Source organism: Streptomyces sp. NPDC034049, from assembly GCF_055575575.1.
Window position 1 is genome coordinate 926057 of the sequence record NZ_JBVISJ010000001.1, and the last position, 18892, is coordinate 944948.

The 18892-nt window shown below is 71.9% G+C and carries 17 protein-coding genes and 1 pseudogene; 14 read left to right on the forward strand and 4 right to left on the reverse strand.

Translation table 11 applies throughout. The annotated features are described in order from the left end of the window. Positions 1–108: 108 nt before the first annotated feature. Both ACZ52C_RS04115 and ACZ52C_RS04120 read right to left on the reverse strand, forming a co-directional pair. Positions 109–870: a DeoR/GlpR family DNA-binding transcription regulator gene (locus ACZ52C_RS04115; RefSeq protein ID WP_469073428.1), complete on the reverse strand. Its 762-nt coding sequence runs from the start codon at positions 868–870 to the stop codon at positions 109–111. A 318-nt stretch (positions 871–1188) separates the two neighbouring features. Continuing rightward, positions 1189–1998, reverse strand: a complete 810-nt coding sequence (locus ACZ52C_RS04120; RefSeq protein ID WP_319108488.1) for an NAD-dependent epimerase/dehydratase family protein — start codon at positions 1996–1998, stop codon at positions 1189–1191. A 264-nt stretch (positions 1999–2262) separates the two neighbouring features. Here ACZ52C_RS04120 and ACZ52C_RS04125 point away from each other — a divergent pair, with 264 nt between their 5' ends. Continuing rightward, complete coding sequence (locus tag ACZ52C_RS04125; RefSeq protein WP_469073286.1) at positions 2263–3216, forward strand: 5-dehydro-4-deoxyglucarate dehydratase; 954 nt, start codon at positions 2263–2265, stop codon at positions 3214–3216. Next, positions 3216–4382, forward strand: coding sequence for a hypothetical protein (locus tag ACZ52C_RS04130; RefSeq protein WP_469073287.1), 1167 nt, complete (start codon positions 3216–3218; stop codon positions 4380–4382). Before ACZ52C_RS04125 ends, ACZ52C_RS04130 begins: the two co-directional genes overlap by 1 nt. Positions 4383–4401: 19 nt before the next feature. Here the strand turns inward: ACZ52C_RS04130 and ACZ52C_RS04135 are convergent, their stop codons facing one another. Beyond that, positions 4402–5328, reverse strand: coding sequence for a hypothetical protein (locus ACZ52C_RS04135; RefSeq protein ID WP_469073288.1), 927 nt, complete (start codon positions 5326–5328; stop codon positions 4402–4404). A gap of 277 nt (positions 5329–5605) precedes the next feature. Continuing rightward, on the reverse strand, positions 5606–6799 hold the full coding sequence (locus tag ACZ52C_RS04140; RefSeq protein ID WP_469073289.1) for an MFS transporter: 1194 nt from the start codon (positions 6797–6799) through the stop codon (positions 5606–5608). Positions 6800–6954: 155 nt separating this feature from the next. On the opposite strand from ACZ52C_RS04140, the pseudogene ACZ52C_RS04145 reads away from it, so the two are divergent. From ACZ52C_RS04145 to ACZ52C_RS04200, 12 genes and pseudogenes are all read left to right on the forward strand, one after another. Further along, positions 6955–7227 (forward strand): annotated as a pseudogene (locus tag ACZ52C_RS04145) (maleylpyruvate isomerase family mycothiol-dependent enzyme); the annotation flags it as partial. Next, positions 7197–7547, forward strand: coding sequence for a TIGR03086 family metal-binding protein (locus ACZ52C_RS04150; protein ID WP_469073429.1), 351 nt, complete (start codon positions 7197–7199; stop codon positions 7545–7547). The pseudogene ACZ52C_RS04145 and the gene ACZ52C_RS04150, both read left to right, overlap by 31 nt. Positions 7548–7637: 90 nt before the next feature. Further along, positions 7638–8387: an MBL fold metallo-hydrolase gene (locus ACZ52C_RS04155; protein ID WP_469073290.1), complete on the forward strand. Its 750-nt coding sequence runs from the start codon at positions 7638–7640 to the stop codon at positions 8385–8387. Positions 8388–8561: 174 nt separating this feature from the next. Further along, the gene (locus tag ACZ52C_RS04160; RefSeq protein WP_469073291.1) at positions 8562–9218 is read left to right on the forward strand and encodes a GntR family transcriptional regulator; all 657 of its coding nucleotides are present in this window, start codon (positions 8562–8564) and stop codon (positions 9216–9218) included. A gap of 97 nt (positions 9219–9315) precedes the next feature. Beyond that, the gene (locus ACZ52C_RS04165) at positions 9316–10227 is read left to right on the forward strand and encodes a dihydrodipicolinate synthase family protein (RefSeq protein WP_469073292.1); all 912 of its coding nucleotides are present in this window, start codon (positions 9316–9318) and stop codon (positions 10225–10227) included. Further along, the gene (gene araD, locus ACZ52C_RS04170) at positions 10224–11963 is read left to right on the forward strand and encodes an L-arabinonate dehydratase (protein WP_469073293.1); all 1740 of its coding nucleotides are present in this window, start codon (positions 10224–10226) and stop codon (positions 11961–11963) included. Before ACZ52C_RS04165 ends, araD begins: the two co-directional genes overlap by 4 nt. 180 nt (positions 11964–12143) lie before the next feature. Next, positions 12144–13088, forward strand: coding sequence for a carbohydrate ABC transporter permease (locus tag ACZ52C_RS04175; protein WP_469073294.1), 945 nt, complete (start codon positions 12144–12146; stop codon positions 13086–13088). Beyond that, positions 13085–13987 (forward strand): carbohydrate ABC transporter permease, encoded by a 903-nt coding sequence (locus ACZ52C_RS04180; RefSeq protein WP_469073295.1) that lies wholly within the window; start codon positions 13085–13087, stop codon positions 13985–13987. Before ACZ52C_RS04175 ends, ACZ52C_RS04180 begins: the two co-directional genes overlap by 4 nt. Then, the gene (locus ACZ52C_RS04185; RefSeq protein WP_469073296.1) at positions 13984–15288 is read left to right on the forward strand and encodes a pectate lyase family protein; all 1305 of its coding nucleotides are present in this window, start codon (positions 13984–13986) and stop codon (positions 15286–15288) included. The genes ACZ52C_RS04180 and ACZ52C_RS04185 overlap by 4 nt, the downstream gene beginning before the upstream one ends. Then, a complete protein-coding gene (locus ACZ52C_RS04190) occupies positions 15285–16460 on the forward strand; it encodes a Gfo/Idh/MocA family protein (protein ID WP_469073297.1) in 1176 nt (391 codons plus the stop codon). Before ACZ52C_RS04185 ends, ACZ52C_RS04190 begins: the two co-directional genes overlap by 4 nt. Further along, a complete protein-coding gene (locus ACZ52C_RS04195; protein WP_469073298.1) occupies positions 16457–17305 on the forward strand; it encodes a DUF6807 domain-containing protein in 849 nt (282 codons plus the stop codon). The genes ACZ52C_RS04190 and ACZ52C_RS04195 overlap by 4 nt, the downstream gene beginning before the upstream one ends. Further along, complete coding sequence (locus ACZ52C_RS04200) at positions 17302–18864, forward strand: glycoside hydrolase family 43 protein (RefSeq protein WP_469073299.1); 1563 nt, start codon at positions 17302–17304, stop codon at positions 18862–18864. The genes ACZ52C_RS04195 and ACZ52C_RS04200 overlap by 4 nt, the downstream gene beginning before the upstream one ends. Positions 18865–18892: the final 28 nt, after the last annotated feature.

Below are 18892 nucleotides of genomic sequence, written 5' to 3' on the forward strand. Positions count from 1 at the left end.
TATCGGGAGAAAAGGGGTTCCGTGGGGCGCGGTGCTCCAGCGCGTGGTGCTTCGTGGCGGGGGAGGGAAGGGGGGAGGGAGGGGGCGGGGAGTCGGGTCGGTGGGGGCTCAGACGCGGATGACCTGGGGGCCCCGCAGTGCGTAGCGGTGGGCCTCGGCCGTCGGCAGCAGCGTGCTGGTGACGATCGCGTCCAGGTCGCCCACCTCGGCGAACCGGCAGAAGCTGACCGCGCCGAACTTGGTGTGGACGCCCGCGAAAACCGTGCGCCGGGAGGCGCGGATCGCCTGGGCCTTGACCTCGCTGACGGCCGGGTCGGGGGTGGTGAGGCCGTGCTCACGGGTGATGCCGTTGGCGCCGATGTACGCGAGGTCGATGACGAAGCCGGCCAGCATCCTCGTCGTCCAGTGGTCGACGGTGGCGAGGGTGCCGGGGCGCACCCGGCCGCCGAGCAGCAGCACGGTGGTGCTGCCCGTCTCGGCGAGGGCGCCCGCCGTGGCGAGCGAGGCGGTGACCACGGTCAGCGGCCGGTCCCGGGGCAGCGCCTCGGCGATGAGCTGCGGGGTGAAGCCCTCGTCGACGAAGACCGTCTCCGCGTCGCCCAGCAGTTCGGCCGCCGCGGCGGCGATCCGGCGTTTCTCGGGCACATGGCTGGTGGCGCGGAAGGCGAGTGTCGTCTCGAAGCCGGCGCTCTCTACGGGATACGCCCCGCCGTGCGTCCGGCGGACCAGGCCGTGGTCCTCCAGGGCGCGCAGATCACGCCGTACGGTCTCCTTGGCGACGCCCAGGGCGACCGCGAGTTCGGCGACGTCGACCGCGCCCGTGCGGCGGGCGGCCCTGACGATCTCGCGCTGCCTCTCCTCCGCGCTCATGGCCGACACCAGCTCTCCCTCGCCCTCGCAGCCCTCGCCGTGCTGCTGCCCGTTCGGGCCCGCTGCGGGCCCTGGGGGAAGTTCTACAGCGGGTGCGCGGCGCCGACCAGGCCTGTTGCGCGTCCGATGCTGCCCGTCCCTGACCGTTTCGCGCGGCCGGTGCCCGTCGCGGACCTGGGGCGGAGGAGGGATCGGGCAGCGGGCGTGCCCGAATACGGGAGCGGGCGGGCCCGTTCGGTGCCCGCCCGCTCCTTCCGCACGCCGTACGGCCCTCGTTTCCCGTACGACGCGCGAACCCTTGGGTCCGCTCCGGCGCGGTCAGTACGGCCAGATCGGCGGGTCGCTCACGAAGTGGCCGCCGAGGTTGGCGTGGGCCTCGTTCGCGGGGTCCAGCTCGCCCTGCTCGGCGATGAGTTTCTCGGCGTACGGCTCGGAGTCGTCCTGGGGGTCGTAGCCGAGGGCGCGGGCGCTGGAGAGGTCCCACCACAGGCGGGTGTTGGCGGAGGAGCCGTAGACGACGGTGTGGCCGACGTGCTCGGCGGTCAGGGCCGCGTGGAAGAGGCGGGCGCCGTCGGCCGGGCTCATCCACAGGGAGAGCATGCGGACGCTGGTGGGCTCGGGGAAGCAGGAGCCGATGCGCACCGACACGGTCTCCAGGCCGTGCTTGTCCCAGTAGAGCTGGGCGAGGTCCTCGCCGAAGGACTTGGACAGGCCGTAGAAGGTGTCGGGGCGGTGCGGGGTGTCGACCGGGATCAGCGGGTCCCCGTCCCCGGGGCGGGGGGTGAAGCCCACCGCGTGGTTGGAGGACGCGAAGACGACACGCGGCACGCCCTCCGCGCGGGCGGCCTCGTACAGGTTGTAGGTTCCCTCGATGTTCGCCCGGAGGATCTTCTCGAAGGAGGCTTCCAGTGAGATGCCCGCGAGGTGGATGATCGCGTCGACGCCCCGTACGGCCTCGCGCACGGCGTCCTTGTCGGCGAGGTCGGCCGTGATCGCGTCCGGCGCGCCCTCGACGGGCAGCAGGTCCATCAGGCGCAGCTCGTAGCCGTGGGCCGGGAGCAGGTCCCGCATCAGGGTGCCGAGTCCACCGGCGGCGCCGGTGAGCAGAACCGTGCGGGGAGCGGGCATCCGGGGGTCTCCTTGTATCGCCAGCCGTGCACATGGGCGTCCGACATTCACATTCATGGACACGCTAAGGAGTGGGGTCGCGCGCGTCAAGTGGCGCGCACGGGGGCGGAAATCGCTGGTGCGGTGGGGTTGCCCGGCTTGACCCGCCCCGCAGGGGCGCCTTAGCGTGCTCTTGTTCAGAAATGTAAACACTGATCAGTGACATGGACCTGCGCGTCGACGTCGCCCCGGACGGTCGACCTCGGCCCGGACTTGGGAGCGCCCGTGACGTCAGCCCCTCTCACCGCCCGGCTCAGGGTCCCCAGCGGACCGCTGTTCTTCCCCGTCACGGCGTACGGCCCGGACGGCGCCGTCGATCTCGACGCCTGCCGCGCGCACGTCCGCCAGGGCGTCGACGCCGGGGCGGCCGCCGTCTTCGTCGCCTGCGGCACCGGCGAGTTCCACGCGCTCACGCCCGAGGAGTTCCAGAGCTGCGTCCGGGCCGCCGTCGCGGAGACGGCCGGCCGGGTGCCCGTGGTGGCCGGTGCGGGCTACGGCACCGCCCTCGCCGTGCGCTACGCGCGCCTCGCCGAGGAGGCGGGCGCCGACGGTCTGCTCGCCCTGCCGCCGTACCTCGTCGTGGCCGCGCAGGAGGGACTGCTGCGCCACTACCGGGAACTGGCCGCCGCCACCTCCCTCCCGGTCGTCGTCTACCAGCGCGACAACGCGGTCCTCACCCCGGAGACCGTCGTCGAACTGGCCCGCACGGAAGGCATCGTCGGCCTCAAGGACGGCGTCGGCGACCTGGACCTGATGACGCGGATCGTCAGCGCGGTACGCGCCGAGGTTCCGGCCGCCGGTGACTTCCTCTACTTCAACGGCCTGCCGACCGCCGAGCTGACCCAGCCCGCGTACCGGGGCGTCGGCGTCCCGCTGTACTCCTCGGCCGTCTTCTGTTTCGTCCCGGAGATCGCCCTCGCCTTCCACCGGGCGCTCGAAGCCGGTGACCGTGCGATCGTGGAACAGCTGCTCGACGGGTTCTACCGGCCCTTCGTCGAACTCCGCGCCAAGGGCCGGGGCTATGCCGTGTCACTGGTCAAGGCCGGGGTACGGCTACGGGGACTGGACGTGGGCGGGGTACGGCCGCCGCTGCACGAGCCGGCCGAGGAACACGTCAAGCAGCTGGGCCAGTTGATCGAGCGCGGACACGCGCTGCTGGAAGAGTGCCAGGAGGACTAGTGAAGGCGTCGACGTTCGTCTACCCGTGGGACGTCAACGGCGACCCGGCCGCCGCGGAGCGCATCGCGGGGCTGGGCGTGGGGCAGGTGACGCTCGCCTCCGCGTACCACTCCACCCGCGCGCTCACCCCCCGCCACCCCCGCCGGCGCATCGTCACCGCCGAGCACGCGGCCGTCCTGTACCCGCCGGGGGCGCGCTGGGAGGGCCGTACGCTGCGGCCGTACCCGGCGGGGCAGTGGGCGCCGGGAGACGCGTTCGGCGAGGCGGCGACGGCACTCGCGCACGCCGGCCTGGAGGTGCACACCTGGGTCGTCCTCGCCCACAACTCCCGGCTCGGCGCCGAGCACCCCTCGACCTCCGTGGTCAACGCCTACGGCGACCGGTATCCGTGGGCCCCCTGTGTGGCGCAGGAGGCGACCCGGGAGTACCTCGTCGACCTGGCCGTGGAGGCGGCGGTCCGGCCGGGCGCGCACGGCACGGAACTGGAGTCGCTCGGCTGGTACGGCATCTCCCACCTGCACGCCCACGACAAGACGGGCGGCGTCGGACTCGGGGACGCCGGGCAGTACCTGATGTCGCTCTGCTTCTGCGGGACCTGCCGCGCCGGCTACACCGAGGCCGGGCAGGACCCCGAGGCACTGGCGGCGGCCGTGCGTGAGGCGCTGGAACCGCTGTGGCGGGGGGAGGCCGTCGACGAGGGCTGGCCGGCCGTGGAGAAGCTGCTCGGCGCGGAGCGGGCGGAGGCCACGCGCGCATGGCGCGACGGGATCGCCCGCTCCCTCCAGGAGACGGCCGTCGAGGCGGTGCGGGCCGCCGCGCCCGCCGGGTTCCGGATCCTGCTGCACGCGGACCCGGTGACGTACCACTGCGGCGCCAACCCCGGGGTCGACCCCGCGCACATCCTCGGCGTGGCGGACGGTGTGGTCGTCCCGTGCGCGGGCGGCCCGGGCCTGCTGCCGGCCTTCGCCGAGGTCGGCGCGGAGGGCGCCGTCCTGGCCGCCAACTTCGGCATCGTGTCGGGCATGGGCGGCAGCCCCGTCACCCTGGCCGAGGACGCGGGCCGCGCGGCGGAACTGGGCGCCACCGAACTCCGCCTCTACCACGCGGGGTTGGCCTCCGACCAGGACCTGGCGGCGGTACGGGAGGCGCTGACGGCGGTGGTGTGAGCCGTCTGCGTCCATACGTTCAGGCGCACAGTGGATCGCGTCGTGCCGGCTCGATCGAGCTGCCGCATTCGATCCACTGGACGTCGCCGCCCTCGGCCGGGTAAGCCACCCAGTCCTGCTCAGGGTTCTTCGGAAGGGCTTCGGTCCGGAACGGCCGGCCGCCGTTCTTCACGGTCCGGGTGTGGACCCCTGACAGATCGGCATAGGTCAACTCGATCTCCCAGTCGCAGCTCTCCTTCTCCACCATGCTTTCGACGCGGAAATTCCCGGGGTCCTCGCCGTTCCCGAGATTGACGACGTGGTCACGGAAGAAGGGTTTTCCGTAGTCCTTGGTCGGTTCGCTGATGCGCGCGACAGGATCGCGTTCGGTCAGGTCGAGGAAGATTCCCAGATACCCGCCCCCTCCCTGGGGCGGCACCCGGACGACCGAGACCGCCCGCGACGGAGCGCAGCGGAGAACGTCGGCCCGAAGGCCGGTCACCGTCAAGGGCGCTTGCCTGTCGCTCTGCAGGTGGAGATTGAACACATGGGAACGCGCCTCCCCCGAGCCGCCGGCGGGGTACTCGACCATACGGCCTCCGATGGAGGCGAGATAGGCCCACAGTTCGTCCACCTTGACGGCCGAGAACTCCTGCATCCGCTTCTCCTGCGCAGGAGTCAGCGCGTGGTCGAAAACGAAGTCGAACGGTGTCACCGTGGGGTCGAAAACCGGCTGGGTCGTCTGGGCGGTGAACGGCTCTCCTTCCATGTCCAGCTTCTTCTGGGCGTCGTCCTCCCGGCGGACCGACGGTTCGGAGAACAGCAGGCCGAAGTAGTTCTCGGCGAACAGGGCGCCGAGGAAAGTCAGGATCGTCAGCCCCGTCACGATGGCGAGAAGAACCCTTCGCTTCTTCTTCGGCAGATCGCGGGAGTCCGGGAAGTAGTGGTCGGCGAGTACGGAGACCATCTTCGGGTCGTCCTGTGCGGGAGGATCGGGCGGCGCACTGGTTCCGCCGGAACTGGTTGACAACGGGCCCCCTTGGAGTTGAGTTCTGGGTCGTAAGACCACGTCCTTCGTCCGGCTCAGGACAGCACGCGGTACGTGACGCGTGTGACCTGCCGATCGGCGCCCCACCAGCCGTTCCGCCGCCAGCCTCGGTCTGGTGGTGTCCCGCCGAGAAGCCGTCGAGCGAGATCGTGATGTCACAGCTCACCTTGCCCATGCGTACAGGGTCCCCCACGGCTCAGGGACGGCGCAGCAGCGCGGCCGCCGGCAGGAGGGCGGCGGCACCCACCGCCACCGACAGCACCGGGAGGTCGACCGGTCCCACCAGGGCGGCGCCGAGTGCCATGCCCACCGTTGTCGGGGCGAACAGCAGGGTCTGGGCGGTTGCCGTGGCGCGGCCCAGCAGGTGAGGTGGGGTCGCGTGCTGCACCGCGGTGAGCGTGGCCACGAGGACGCACGGCAGCCCGGTGCCGGTCGCCGCGCCGCACACGAGGGCCACCGTGTCGTCGGGCACGGCGCGCAGCGCCATCGCCACCCCGGTCAGGGCGATCCCGTACGCGGCGAACCGGCGTTCGCCCAGGCGGCGCAGGAGGACGCCCGTGGCCAGGCCGACGGCGACGGAACCGGCGCCCTGGGCCACGTGGAGCAGGCCGGCGTACGCGGGGGAGCGGCCGAGGGAGTCGACCACCGCGAAGATCAGGGAGCCGTTCACGCCGGAGAGCAGCATGGTCGTGCCGCCGGCCAGGACCAGGGGGCGCAGGCGCCGGTCCGTGAGGAGGTGGCGGGCGCCTTCCGCCGTGCGGGTGCGGAGGCCCTGGGTGGGGCGGTCGATGGGGACGGGGTGTGGCTCCCGGGTGCGCACCAGCCCGTACAGCCCCGCGGCCGCCGCGAACGTCACCGCGTCCAGCAGGGCCACCGTCGCCCCGCCGTACGCCGTGTACAGGCCCGCCCCCGCCAACGGAGCCAGCAGCTTCATGCCCTCGTTCGCCGTCATGCGCAGACCGTTGAAGTCGCCGAGGAGGGAGGGGGCGACGGTGGTGGCGACGAGGGCCGACTCCGCCGCGTCGTGGACGACACCCGCCGTGCCGTAGACGAGGAGGACCGCGTAGAGGAGCCACAGGTCGCCCGGGGCGTCGACGGTGAAGAGGGTGAGGATGAGGGCGGCCAGGGCGAGGTCGGTGGTGATGAGGAGCGCGCGGCGGCGGGCGCGGTCCGCGAGGGTGCCCAGAACGGGCCCGGCGAGCAGCGGGGCCCACAGCACGAACGCGCACAGCGCCGCCAGCGTGTCCGAGCCGGTGAGGTCCTTGACCCAGACGCCCGCGACCAGCCACATCGCCGACGAACCGAGGCCCGAGACCACCACCCCGGCCAGATACAGCCCCGCGTCGCGGTCCTGGAGCACGCGCCGCACCGCCCATGTCGTGGATGTCATGTCCGGTGAGCGTGGCGCTAAGACCCCGGCCGGGGGATCGGGCGGATGCCCTAGGAATCGTCACCGGGACAGGTGGGCGGCGCGCGGGCGATGAGTTCCGGGGGCGCCGGCGGTCTACCCAACACGAAGGACGAAGACCGGCGAAGGAGTACCGCATGACCGACCACGGCCCGATCCCCCTCGACCTGGGCCGGCAGACCCGGACCGTCGCCCGGCTCGTCGCCGCCGTCCGGGACGACCAGCTCTCCGGCCCCACCCCGTGTCCCGAGTACGCGGTGCGCCACCTCCTCGGGCATCTGCTCGGGCTCGCCACCGCCTTCCGGGACGCGGGCCGCAAGGAGCTGGGGGCCACGACGGACACCGCCCCGCAGGCGACGCTGCCCGACATCGGGCCCGGCTGGCGCGAGGCGTTGCCGCGGGTGCTCGACGAGCTGGCGGAGGTCTGGCGGAGCAGGCCGCGTGGACCGGCGAGACCCGGGCGGGCGGGGTGCCGCTGCCGGGGGCCGTCGCCGGAGCCGTGGCGGCGGACGAACTCGTCGTGCACGGCTGGGACCTCGCACGGGCGACCGGTCAGCCGTACGAGGCCGATCCGCCGGCCCTCACCGCGACGCACTCCTTCCTCGAAGCGTCGGTCGACGACCCTTCGCGCGGCGAGATCTTCGGTCCCGTGGTGCCCGTGCCGGACGACGCGCCGCTGCTCGACCGGGTGATCGGACTGAGCGGACGTGATCCCCGGTGGAAGCCATGACGGCCACCCCGCGAGCAACACCATGAGCAACCCGCGAAAGAACGCACAAACGCGGCACGCGCCCCCGCTCGCGTCCGTACGCTCCCGAGCATGCCCCTGAGTCTCACCGTCCTCGGCACCGCCTCCCCGCACCCCGGACCCGGCCGCCCCGCCTCCGGATATCTGCTGCGCGGTGGGGGCGCCGAGGTGTGGGTGGACGCGGGCTTCGGCACGTTCGCCGAGTTGCAGCGGCACACGGACCCCACCCGGCTCACGGCGATCTGGATCTCCCATCTCCACGCGGACCACAGCGCGGATCTGGCGGCCGCCCACTACGGGTTCGCCTACGGCGGCCTCACCCTGCCGGCGCCGCTGCCGGTCTATGCGCCCGGCGACTGCGCGGCCCGGCTCGCGGCGTTCTTCGGGAGGCCGGACAGCACCTTCCTGAACGAGGTGTTCGACTTCCGCCCCCTGTACGACGGCCACACCGTCCGGCACTGGAACCTCACCCTCACCGCCCGCGCCGTCGTCCACGACGTGGAGGCGTACGGGCTGCGGGCCGAGTGTCAGGGGCGGGTGCTCGCCTACTCCGGGGACAGCGGGCCGTGCGAGGAACTGGGCACGCTCGCGGGCAGCGCGGACCTGTTCCTGTGCGAGGCGGACATCGACGCGCATCGCGAAGGCGAACCCCGGGTGCATCTCACCCCGGAGGAGGCCGGGAGGTACGCCAAGGGCGCGGGCCGGCTGCTGATCACCCATGTGGGCCCCACGCTCACCCCGGAGGGGGCGACCGGGAGGGCGGCGGTGGTCTTCGGCGGTCCGACGGACAGCGCGCGGGTGGGGGACACCCACACCGTGTGACGTCCGACGCACCAAGATCATGTGACCGCGCGCACATCTTCTTCTGTCAGAAGCATTGACGAAACACGGGAGCCCTCCCTACCTTCAACGCGTCGTACTTCGTACGTCATATATGAGACGCGATATGGGAGATCTCATACGTGAGATCGCATACGTGAGATCCGAGAGGCGCGCATGACCGCTGTGCCCACGCCGATCCCGTCCCGCACGCAGTTCGTGCTGGAGGGGATCAAGCACCGCATCCTCACCGGGCAGTTGACGCCCGGGCAGGCCCTGGTCGAGACCGAACTGGCCGCGCAGTTCGGGGTGTCCAAGACCCCCGTGCGCGAGGCCCTGAAGACGCTGGCCGGGACCGGGCTCGTCGTGATGAGCCAGTACAAGGGCGTCACGGTGCGCATGGTGGACGCGGACATGGCGCGCGAGGTCTATGACGTACGGCTGCTCCTGGAGCCGGAGGCGTTGCGCCGCTCGGTACGGCGCGGTGCCCCGTGGGACGCGGCGAGCGACGCGCTGACCAGGGCCGACGAGGCCACGGACACCGCCGAACGCTCGCTGGCCAACCGGGAGTTCCACCGCGCGCTGTACGTACCGTGCGGCAATCCGCTGCTCGGCCGGATGCTCGACGAGGTGCGCGACCAGGCCGCCCTGGTCTCGGCCGTCGCCTGGGCCGCCGACCCCTCCTGGGAGAGGGAGGCCACCGAGCACCGGGAGATCCTGCGGCTCGCCCTCGACGGCGACGCCGACGGTGCCGCCGCCGCCCTGTACGCGCACATCGCGTCGTTCGTCGAGCGGGCCTTCCCGGGGTCCCGCGAGGAACAGCAGGACCAGTAAGCCCCCGAGTCCACGAGGGACGGCGGAGCCGCGCGACGCGGCGGCACCGCCGGGCCTCCGCAGTCCTCCAAGAGCTCCTTGCAGAGGAAGGTCATCCATGAGCAGCGTGACGTTCGAGACCCAACGGACGGCTCTGGCCGACGTGGTGGCGATCCCGGTGACTCCGTTCGCCGAGGACGGCACCGTCGACCAGGGCGCCCACCGGGCCCTGCTGCGTCGGCTGCTCGACGGCGGGATCACCACCCTCACGCCGAACGGCAACACCGGTGAGTTCTACGCCCTCACCCCCGAGGAGCGTCGCCTGGTCACCGAGCTGACCATGGACGAGGCCGGCGACCGGGCCGTCGTCCTGGTCGGGGTCGGGCACGACGTGCCGACCGCCGTCGCCTCCGCCGAGCACGCCCGCGAGGTCGGCGCCCAGATGGTGATGGTCCATCAGCCGGTCCACCCCTACGTCTCGCAGAGCGGCTGGGTCGACTACCACCGCGCGATCGCGGAGGCCGTGCCCGAACTCGGCGTCGTGCCCTACATCCGCAACGCCCAGCTCACCGGCGAACGCCTCGCCGAACTCGCCGACGCCTGCCCGAACGTGATCGGCGTCAAGTACGCGGTGCCGGACGCCGCGCGCTTCGCCGCCTTCGCCCGCGACGCCGGTCTGGAGCGCTTCGTCTGGGTGGCCGGACTCGCCGAGCCGTACGCCCCCTCCTACTTCTCGGCCGGCGCCACCGGCTTCACCTCGGGCCTGGTGAACGTCGCCCCGGCCGTCTCGCTGAACATGATCGAGGCGCTGCGGTCGGGTGACTTCCCGGCCGCCATGAAGGTCTGGGAGCAGATCCGCCGCTTCGAGGAGCTGCGCGCCGCCAACGGCTCCGCCAACAACGTCACCGTCGTCAAGGAGGCCCTCGCCGCCCTCGGCCTCTGCCGCCGCGACGTCCGGGCCCCCAGCAGGCACCTGCCCGAGGACGAACGCGCCGAGGTCGCCGCCATCGCCGCGGGGTGGTCGATATGAGCGAGCCGGTCGCCGTGAAGAAGCCCGAAGACCTCCGCAGCCACCAGTGGTACGGCACCGACGGACTGCGTTCCTTCAGCCACCGGGCCCGTACCCGCCAGCTCGGCTATCTCCCCGAGGAGCACCTCGGCAAGCCGGTCATCGCGATTCTCAACACCTGGTCGGACATCAACCCCTGTCATGTGCACCTCCGGGATCGCGCGCAGGCGGTCAAGCGGGGTGTCTGGCAGGCGGGCGGTTTCCCGCTGGAGTTCCCGGTGTCGACCCTCTCCGAGACCTTCCAGAAGCCGACCCCCATGCTCTACCGCAACATGCTCGCGATGGAGACCGAGGAGCTGCTGCGCTCCTACCCCGTCGACGGGGCCGTGCTGATGGGCGGCTGCGACAAGTCGACGCCCGCGCTGCTCATGGGCGCCGCCTCCGTCGACCTGCCGGCCGTGTTCGTGCCCGCCGGGCCCATGCTGCCGGGGCACTGGCGCAACGAGGTCCTCGGCTCCGGCACCGACATGTGGAAGTACTGGGACGACAAGCGCGCCGGGCTGATCGGCGACTGCGAGATGACCGAGCTGGAGTCCGGTCTCGCGCGGTCGCCGGGGCACTGCATGACCATGGGGACGGCGTCCACGCTGACCGCCGCCGCCGAGGCCCTCGGGGTCACCGTCCCGGGCGCGTCCAGCATCCCGGCCGTCGACTCCGGCCATGACCGCATGGCGGCCGCCGCCGGTCTCCGTATCGTCGAACTGGTCCACCGGGACCGGAAGTTGAGCGACATCCTCACCGCCGACGCCTTCGAGGACGCCGTCACCACCGTCCTCGGACTCGGGGGCTCCACCAACGCGGTCATCCACCTCATCGCGATGGCCGGCCGCGCGGGCGTCGAGCTCACCCTCGACGACTTCGACCGCATCGCCCGTACGGTCCCGGTGCTCGCCAACGTCCGGCCCGGCGGCCAGACGTACCTGATGGAGGACTTCCACTTCGCGGGAGGCCTGCCCGGGTTCCTGTCCCGGATCACCGACCTGCTGCACCTGGACCGGCCGACCGTCTCGTACGACACGATGCGCGAACAGCTCGACGGCGCGCTCGTCCACAACGACGACGTGATCCGGACCCGGGGCAACCCGGTCGCCACCGAGGGCGGGGTCGCCGTCCTGCGCGGCAACCTGTGCCCGGACGGCGCGGTCATCAAGCACATCTCCGCCGAGCCGCACCTGCTGAAGCACACCGGCCCCGCGGTCGTCTTCGACGACTACCGAACCATGCAGCGGACCATCAACGACCCGTCCCTCGGCATCACCGCCGACAGCGTGCTGGTGCTGCGCAACTCCGGCCCCAAGGGCGGCCCGGGCATGCCCGAGTACGGGATGCTGCCCATCCCCGACCACCTGCTGAAGCAGGGCGTACGGGACATGGTGCGGATCTCCGACGCAAGGATGAGCGGCACGAGTTACGGCGCCTGCGTGCTGCACATCGCGCCGGAGTCGTACATCGGCGGCCCGCTCGCCCTGGTCCGCACCGGCGACCCGATCACCCTCGACGTCGAGGCGCGCACCCTCCACCTCCATGTGGACGACGAGGAGCTGGAGCGCCGCCGAGCGGAGTGGACCCCGCCGCCCACCCGCTACGAACGCGGCTACGGCGCCCTCTACAACGACCAGATCACCCAGGCCGACACCGGCTGCGACTTCGAGTTCCTGGCCAGACCGGGCAAGGTCCCGGACCCGTACGCGGGCTGAGCGCCCCATAGGGGCGCGGGGAACTGCGCGATCAGCCCCCACGCACCCGCACCCGCGACGCAACCGCGAGAGGCACCCCCTACCGCGCGATCAAGCACACCCATGCACAGCGAGAAAGCGCTTCCTGCACCACGACGCACCACACCGCACCACGACAGACCCAGAAACGGAGCCCCAGTCATGGCCCAAGCCGCAGCCGTGGCGAAGCCGCCCGCGCCACCCCGGCGGAGCCGTGCGCGCCGTGCCTCCGCGACCCCGCGCAGGCTGCCGTACCTGCTGATCGCCCCGGCCGCCCTGCTCATGCTGGGCTTCATCGCCTACCCGGTCGTCAGCGTCTTCTATTACAGCCTGCAGCACTACAACCCCACGAAGCCCTGGCGGAACGGCTTCGCCGGCTTCGACAACTTCGTCCACGCCTTCACCGAGGACCCCCTCTTCTGGGACACCCTCGTCTTCAGCGCCAAGTGGGTGATCGTCGAGGTCTCGCTGCAACTGCTCTTCGGTCTCGCCCTCGCGCTCATCGTCAACCAGACCTTCGTCGGCCGGGCCGTCGGCCGCGCCCTGGTCTTCTCCCCGTGGGCCGTCTCCGGCGTGCTGACCTCCGCGATCTGGGTGCTGCTCTACAACTCCCAGACCGGCATCACCCGCTACCTCGCGGACATGGGCATCGGCGAGTACGGCACCAGCTGGCTCTCCGACACCTCCACCGTCTTCTCGGCGGCGGTCGTCGCCGACCTGTGGCGCGGTGTCCCCTTCTTCGCGATCCTCATCCTCGCCGACCTCCAGTCCGTCTCGAAGGACCTGTACGAGGCCGCCGAGGTCGACGGCGCCAGCCGTGTCCGGCAGTTCCTGCACATCACGCTGCCGCACCTGAAGGACGCGATCATCCTCTCCACGCTGCTGCGCGCGGTGTGGGAGTTCAACAACGTCGACCTGCTGTACACCCTGACGGGCGGCGGACCGGCCGGAGTGACCACGACACTCCCGCTGTACATCGCCAACACCTCCGTCGACGCCCACAACTTCGGCTACGCGTCCGCCCTGACCACGGTCGCGTTCGTGATCCTGCTCTTCTGCTCGATGGTCTATCTGCGGCTGAGCAAGTTCGGAGGCGAGTCCAAGTGATCACCAAGGACGCCGAGAGGACCGTACCGGTGACGTCCGCGCCCGCGGCCGAGGAGCCCCCGCAGCGGCCCGGAAAGGTCCGCAGGTCCTGGGACGAGGTACCGCGCTGGCAGATCTACCTGCCGCTGGGGATCTACCTGGTCTTCACCCTCGTCCCCTTCTACTGGATCCTGCTCTTCGCGCTGCGCAAGCCCGGCTCGACCTCGCTCGTGCCCTGGCCGATGACGTTCGAGCACTTCGAGAAGGTGTGGAACGAGCGGTCGTTCGGCATCTACTTCCAGAACAGCGTGCTCGTCGGCGTGGTCACCCTGGTGATGACCACCCTGGTCGCCCTGGCCGGCGGCTACGCCCTCGCCCGCTTCGACTTCAAGATCAAGCGCGGGTTCATGCTGGCGCTGCTGTGCTCCCAGTTCGTGCCGGGCGCACTGCTCCTCGTGCCGCTGTTCCAGATCTTTGCCGAACTGCGGATGATCAACTCGCTCGGCAGCGTCATCCTCGCCGAGACGGTCTTCCAGCTGCCGCTGTCGATCATCCTGATCAGCAACTTCATCAAGAACGTGCCGTACACGCTGGAGGAAGCGGCCTGGGTGGACGGCTGCAACCGCTTCACCGCGTTCCGGGTGGTCGTGCTGCCGCTGCTGCGGCCCGGCCTGATCGCCGTCGGCTCCTTCGCCTTCGTGCACTCCTGGAACCACTTCCTCTTCGCCCTGATGTTCCTCAACAACCAGGCCAAGCAGACCATCCCGGTCGGCCTCAACACCCTGCTCAGCGCCGACAGCGTCGACCTGGGCGCGCTGGCCGCGGGCGGCATCATCGCCGCCGTCCCGGTGGTCATCGTCTTCGCCTTCATCCAGAAGTGGCTGATCACGGGCTTCAGCGCGGGGGCGGTGAAGGGATGACCGGACGCAGGAGGAGCCTGCAACTCCTCGCCCTGGCGGGGGTGCTGGGCTGCGCGCTCACCACCCCGGCCGGGGCGGAGTCCCGGGACATCGGCCGGGACACGCTCGCGGCGGACGACGGCTGGGCCGCGGCCGACGGTGGTACCACGGGGGGTTCCACCGCCGACGACGCCCATGTCCTCACCGTCCGCACCCGCGCCGAACTGGTGCGCGCGCTCGACGGAGGCAGCGCCACCCCGAAGATCATCCGGATCGCCGGGACCATCGACGCCAACACCTCCGACGACGGCGAGCGGCTCGACTGCGCCGACTACGCGACCGACGGCTACGACCTGCGGAAGTACCTGGCCGCCTACGACCCGCGCACCTGGGGCTCCGCCAAGCCCAGCGGCCCCCAGGAGCAGGCCCGCCAGGCGTCGGCGGCCCGCCAGGCCGAGCGGATCGAGCTGGCCGTCGGCTCCAACACCACGATCGTCGGCCTGCGGGGCGCGGTGCTCAAGGGCGCCAGCCTCCAGCTCAGGGGCGCGGACAACGTCATCGTCCGCGACCTCGAACTGCGCGACGCCTACGACTGCTTCCCCGTCTGGCAGCCCAACACCGGCGGCCTCGGCGACTGGAAGACGGCGTACGACAACATCTGGGTGCGCGGCTCCAGCCACGTCTGGATCGACCACGTCACGATCTCCGACCAGGGGCACCCCGACGAGGACGAGCCGACGTACTTCGGCCGCACCTACCTCCGCCACGACGGCCTGCTCGACATCACCAACGCCTCCGACCTGGTCACCGTCTCCTGGAGCCGCTTCGCCGACCACGACAAGGGCCTCCTGATCGGCAACGGCGACACGGCCACCGGCGACCGGGGCAGGCTGCGGGTGACGCTGCACCACAACCAGTTCGAGAACGTCGTGCAGCGCGCGCCGCGCGTCCGCTTCGGACAGGTGCACCTGTACAACAACCGCTACGTCGTCCCGGCCGACGCCCACGACCACCGCTACTCCCTCGGCGTCTCCACCGAGTCCGCCGTGTACGCCGAGAACAACGCGTTCACCACACCCGGCCACATCGAGGCCGCCGACCTGGTCAAGAGCTGGAACGGCACCGCCCTGCACCAGACGGGCACCCTCTTCAACGGCTATCCGGTGGATCTCCTGGCCATCCACAACGCCTACAACTCCGGCAGCGAGCGTGATCTCACGGCCGACGTGGGCTGGACGCCTACCCTGCACCAAAAGATCGACAGCGCCGGTAAGGCCGACCGAGAGGTGGCACGCGGCGCGGGCGCAGGGAGGATCCGATGAACACCACGACGTACGAGAGCCCGCTTCCGCTCGTCCTCGCGGGCGCCCGCGGCCACGGCCGCTGGCACCTGGAGAACATCCGGCGCCTCGCGGACAAGGGGATCGTCCGGCTCGCCGGGATCTGCGAACTGACCCCGCTGGGCGCGGACGAGATCCCCGACGGCCTCGGCACGCCCGAGCAGTCCGCCGACTTCGGGGCGCTCCTCGACTCCACGGGCGCGGCGATCGCCGTGATCTGCACGCCCATCCCCACCCACACCGACCTGGCGCTGACGGCCGCCGAGCGGGGCGTCCACGTCCTGCTGGAGAAGCCGCCGGCCCCGTCGTACGCCGAGTTCCGCCGGATGGCCGACGGGGTCGCGGCGGCCGGGACGGTCTGCCAGATCGGCTTCCAGTCGCTGGGCTCGCACGCCCTGCCCGCGATCCGCAGGATGGTCGCGGAGGGCCTGATCGGCGAGGTCGTCGGCATCGGCGGCGCCGGTGCCTGGGCCCGCGCCGAGGCCTACTACCGGCGCGCGCCCTGGGCCGGGAAGCGGCGCATGAACGGCGTGGACGTGATCGACGGGGCGCTCACCAACCCCCTCGCGCACGCCGTCGCCACCGGGCTGGCACTCGCCGACGCGGGCCGGGCCGAGGACGTCGCCGGCATCGAGACCGAGCTGCTGCGCGCCAACGACATCGAGTCCGACGACACCTCCTGCGTCCGGATCACCACCACCGGCGGCGGCCGGGTCGCCGTCGCCGCCACGCTGTGCGCCGAGGACCCGGACGACCCGTACAACGTCGTCCACGGCACCAGCGGCCGGATCACCTTCTGGTACAAGCAGGACCGGGTGCTCGTCCAGCGCGCCGGACACGGCCCGGAGGAGATCGAGTACGGCCGCACGGACCTGCTGGAGAACCTCGTCGACCATCTCGTCGACGGCACCGAGCTGCTGGTCCCGCCGGAGGTGACCGGCGCGTTCATGAAGGTCGTCGAGGCGATCCGGGTCGCCCCCGACCCGATCGCGCTCCCGGCGGGCGCCTGGCACCGGCTGCCCGACGAGGACCGCCGGGTCGTCGACGGCATCGACGGTCTCGTCGCGGCCGCCGCCGACGACCTCGCCCTCTACTCCGAACTCGGCGCCCCCTGGGCGCTGCCCGAAGCTCAGGCGAAAGAGGTGAGCACATGACGATCACCGACAACTCCCTGGTCCTGCGCGTGGCGGGCCGCCCGGTGGGCCGCTACCTCACCCGGCCCGAACTGCCGGAACGGCTCTCCCCGCGCCCCTGTCTGCATCCCGTCACCACCCTGTCCGGTACGGCGGTCACCGAGCTGAGTCCCGCCGACCACCTCCACCACCTCGGCGTCGGTGTCGCCGTTCCCGACGTCGAGGGGCACAACTTCTGGGGCGGACGGACCTATGTCCGCGACCGGGGCCCGACCGAGCTCGACAACCACGGCACCCAGCGCCACACCGCCTTCCAACTGCGCGACCCCGACGGGTTCGTCGAGGAGCTGCGCTGGGTGGCGGCCGGCCGGGAACTGCTGCGCGAACGCCGTACCGTCGCGGCCACCGAACTCACCGACTCCGCCTGGGCGCTGGACTTCACCTTCTCCCTCACCAACATCACCGACGCCCCGGTGTCGATCGGCAGCCCCGCCACCAACGGCCGCCCCGGCGCCGCGTACGGCGGCTTCTTCTGGCGGGCCCGCAAGGAGGCCGCGGCACCCCGGGTCTTCACCGCCGAGGCGGAGGGGGAGGCCGAGGTGCACGGCAGCCGCGCCGACTGGGTCGCCCTGGCCGGCGAGACCTGGACGCTCGTCTTCGCCGGGGCCACCGGGACCACCCGGCGCGACCCCTGGTTCGTCCGCGCCGACGAGTACCCGGGCGTCGGCTCCTCCCTCGCCCACACCGACCGTCTCCCCATCGAGCCGGGCGGGACGGCCGTACGCCGGGTCGTCACCGTCGTCGCCGACGGCACCCTCGGCCGGGGCGAGGCGGCGGCCCTCGTCCGCAAGGCGGTGAGCCCGTGACCACCTCGGTGAGCGCACCCGCCTTCTCCGCCGACCTGGGCGACGGCACCTACCGCAACCCGGTCCTCGACGCCGACTGGTCCGACCCCGACGTCCTGCGCGTGGCCGACGACTTCTACATGACGGCCTCCAGCTTCGGCCGGGCCCCGGGCCTTCCCCTGCTCCACTCCCGGGACCTGGTCAACTGGACGCTCGTCGGCCACGCGCTGCACCTGCTCGAACCCGCCGCCGAGTTCAGGGCCCCGCGCCACGACTGCGGGGTGTGGGCGCCCTCGCTGCGCCACTTCGACGACCGCTTCTGGATCTTCTGGGGCGACCCCGACCAGGGCATCTTCCAGGTCAACGCCCCCGGGATCAGGGGCCCTTGGACCCGGCCGCATCTGGTCAAGGAGGGCAAGGGACTCATCGACCCCTGTCCGCTGTGGGACGAGGAGACCGGCGAGGCGTACCTGGTGCACGCCTGGGCCAAGTCCCGCTCCGGCGTCAAGAACCGGCTCACCGGCCACCGGATGCGACCCGACGGGACGGGGCTGCTCGACGAGGGCAAGGTGATCGTCGACGCGGACCGGCTCCCCGGCTGGTTCACGCTGGAGGGGCCCAAGCTCTACCGGCACGACGGCTGGTACTGGATCTTCGCCCCCGCCGGCGGTGTGGAGACCGGCTGGCAGGGCGCCTTACGCTCCCGCGACTTCTTCGGCCCGTACGAGGAGCGGATCGTCCTGGAGCAGAAGGACACCGACGTCAACGGGCCGCACCAGGGCGGCTGGGTGCGCACGGCGGCCGGCGAGGACTGGTTCCTGCACTTCCAGCAGCGGGGCGCCTACGGCAGGGTCGTCCACCTCCAGCCGATGCGCTGGGGGCCGGACGGCTGGCCCGTGCTCGGCGACGACGGCGCCCCCGTCGCGGTCCACCGCAAGCCGGAGCTGCCGGCGCAGCCGCCGGCCGCGCCCGCGCTCGACGACGACTTCCCCGGCGGCCGCTTCGGACGCCAATGGCAGTGGACCGCGAACCCGCAGGACGGCTGGGCCACCCAGCACTCCGGCGACGGGCTGCGGCTCACGTGCGTGCGCTCCGTGCACGCGCACGACCTGCGGAAACTGGCGAATGTGCTCACACAGCGGCTGCCGGGGATCCCCGCCGTCGTCGAGGTGGACCTGAGGCTCGACAGCGAGGAACCGGGGGCGCGTGCCGGGCTCACCGTGCTCGGGGACGCGTTCCGCTGGATCGGGCTCCAGCGGGGTGCCGACGGGACCGTGCACCTGGTCCACCGGTTCGCCGAGACCGTCGCCGAGCGGGAACGGGACGCCGATCACGCCCGCCCGGCGCCCGGGGGACGGGCCCGGCTGCGGATCGAGACCTCGGCCGGGGCACGCTGCCGGTTCTCCTACGACGTGGGGGAGGGGTGGCAGTCCTCGGGACAGGTCTTCGCCGCCACCCCCTGGCGCTGGGTCGGCGCCCTGCTCGGCCTCTTCGCGGTCGCGCCCACCGGTGGGGGCCACGCCGGGGCGGCCACGTTCACCCAGTTCCGGATCACCGCCGCGCGGGACACCACCGCCTGACCGCAGTCCTCGTACGCCTGTTGGGAGC

Excerpts from the sequence above, each read along its gene's own strand:
- ACZ52C_RS04115 (WP_469073428.1), bottom strand. The coding sequence starts at position 870 with ATGAGCGCGGAGGAGAGGCAGCGCGAGATCGTCAGGGCCGCCCGCCGC.
- ACZ52C_RS04120 (WP_319108488.1), bottom strand. The coding sequence starts at position 1,998 with ATGCCCGCTCCCCGCACGGTTCTGCTCACCGGCGCCGCCGGTGGACTC.
- ACZ52C_RS04135 (WP_469073288.1), bottom strand. The coding sequence starts at position 5,328 with ATGGTCTCCGTACTCGCCGACCACTACTTCCCGGACTCCCGCGATCTG.
- ACZ52C_RS04140 (WP_469073289.1), bottom strand. The coding sequence starts at position 6,799 with ATGACATCCACGACATGGGCGGTGCGGCGCGTGCTCCAGGACCGCGAC.
- ACZ52C_RS04155 (WP_469073290.1), top strand. The coding sequence starts at position 7,638 with ATGCCCCTGAGTCTCACCGTCCTCGGCACCGCCTCCCCGCACCCCGGA.
- ACZ52C_RS04160 (WP_469073291.1), top strand. The coding sequence starts at position 8,562 with ATGACCGCTGTGCCCACGCCGATCCCGTCCCGCACGCAGTTCGTGCTG.
- ACZ52C_RS04165 (WP_469073292.1), top strand. The coding sequence starts at position 9,316 with ATGAGCAGCGTGACGTTCGAGACCCAACGGACGGCTCTGGCCGACGTG.
- araD (WP_469073293.1), top strand. The coding sequence starts at position 10,224 with ATGAGCGAGCCGGTCGCCGTGAAGAAGCCCGAAGACCTCCGCAGCCAC.
- ACZ52C_RS04175 (WP_469073294.1), top strand. The coding sequence starts at position 12,144 with ATGGCCCAAGCCGCAGCCGTGGCGAAGCCGCCCGCGCCACCCCGGCGG.
- ACZ52C_RS04185 (WP_469073296.1), top strand. The coding sequence starts at position 13,984 with ATGACCGGACGCAGGAGGAGCCTGCAACTCCTCGCCCTGGCGGGGGTG.
- ACZ52C_RS04190 (WP_469073297.1), top strand. The coding sequence starts at position 15,285 with ATGAACACCACGACGTACGAGAGCCCGCTTCCGCTCGTCCTCGCGGGC.
- ACZ52C_RS04195 (WP_469073298.1), top strand. The coding sequence starts at position 16,457 with ATGACGATCACCGACAACTCCCTGGTCCTGCGCGTGGCGGGCCGCCCG.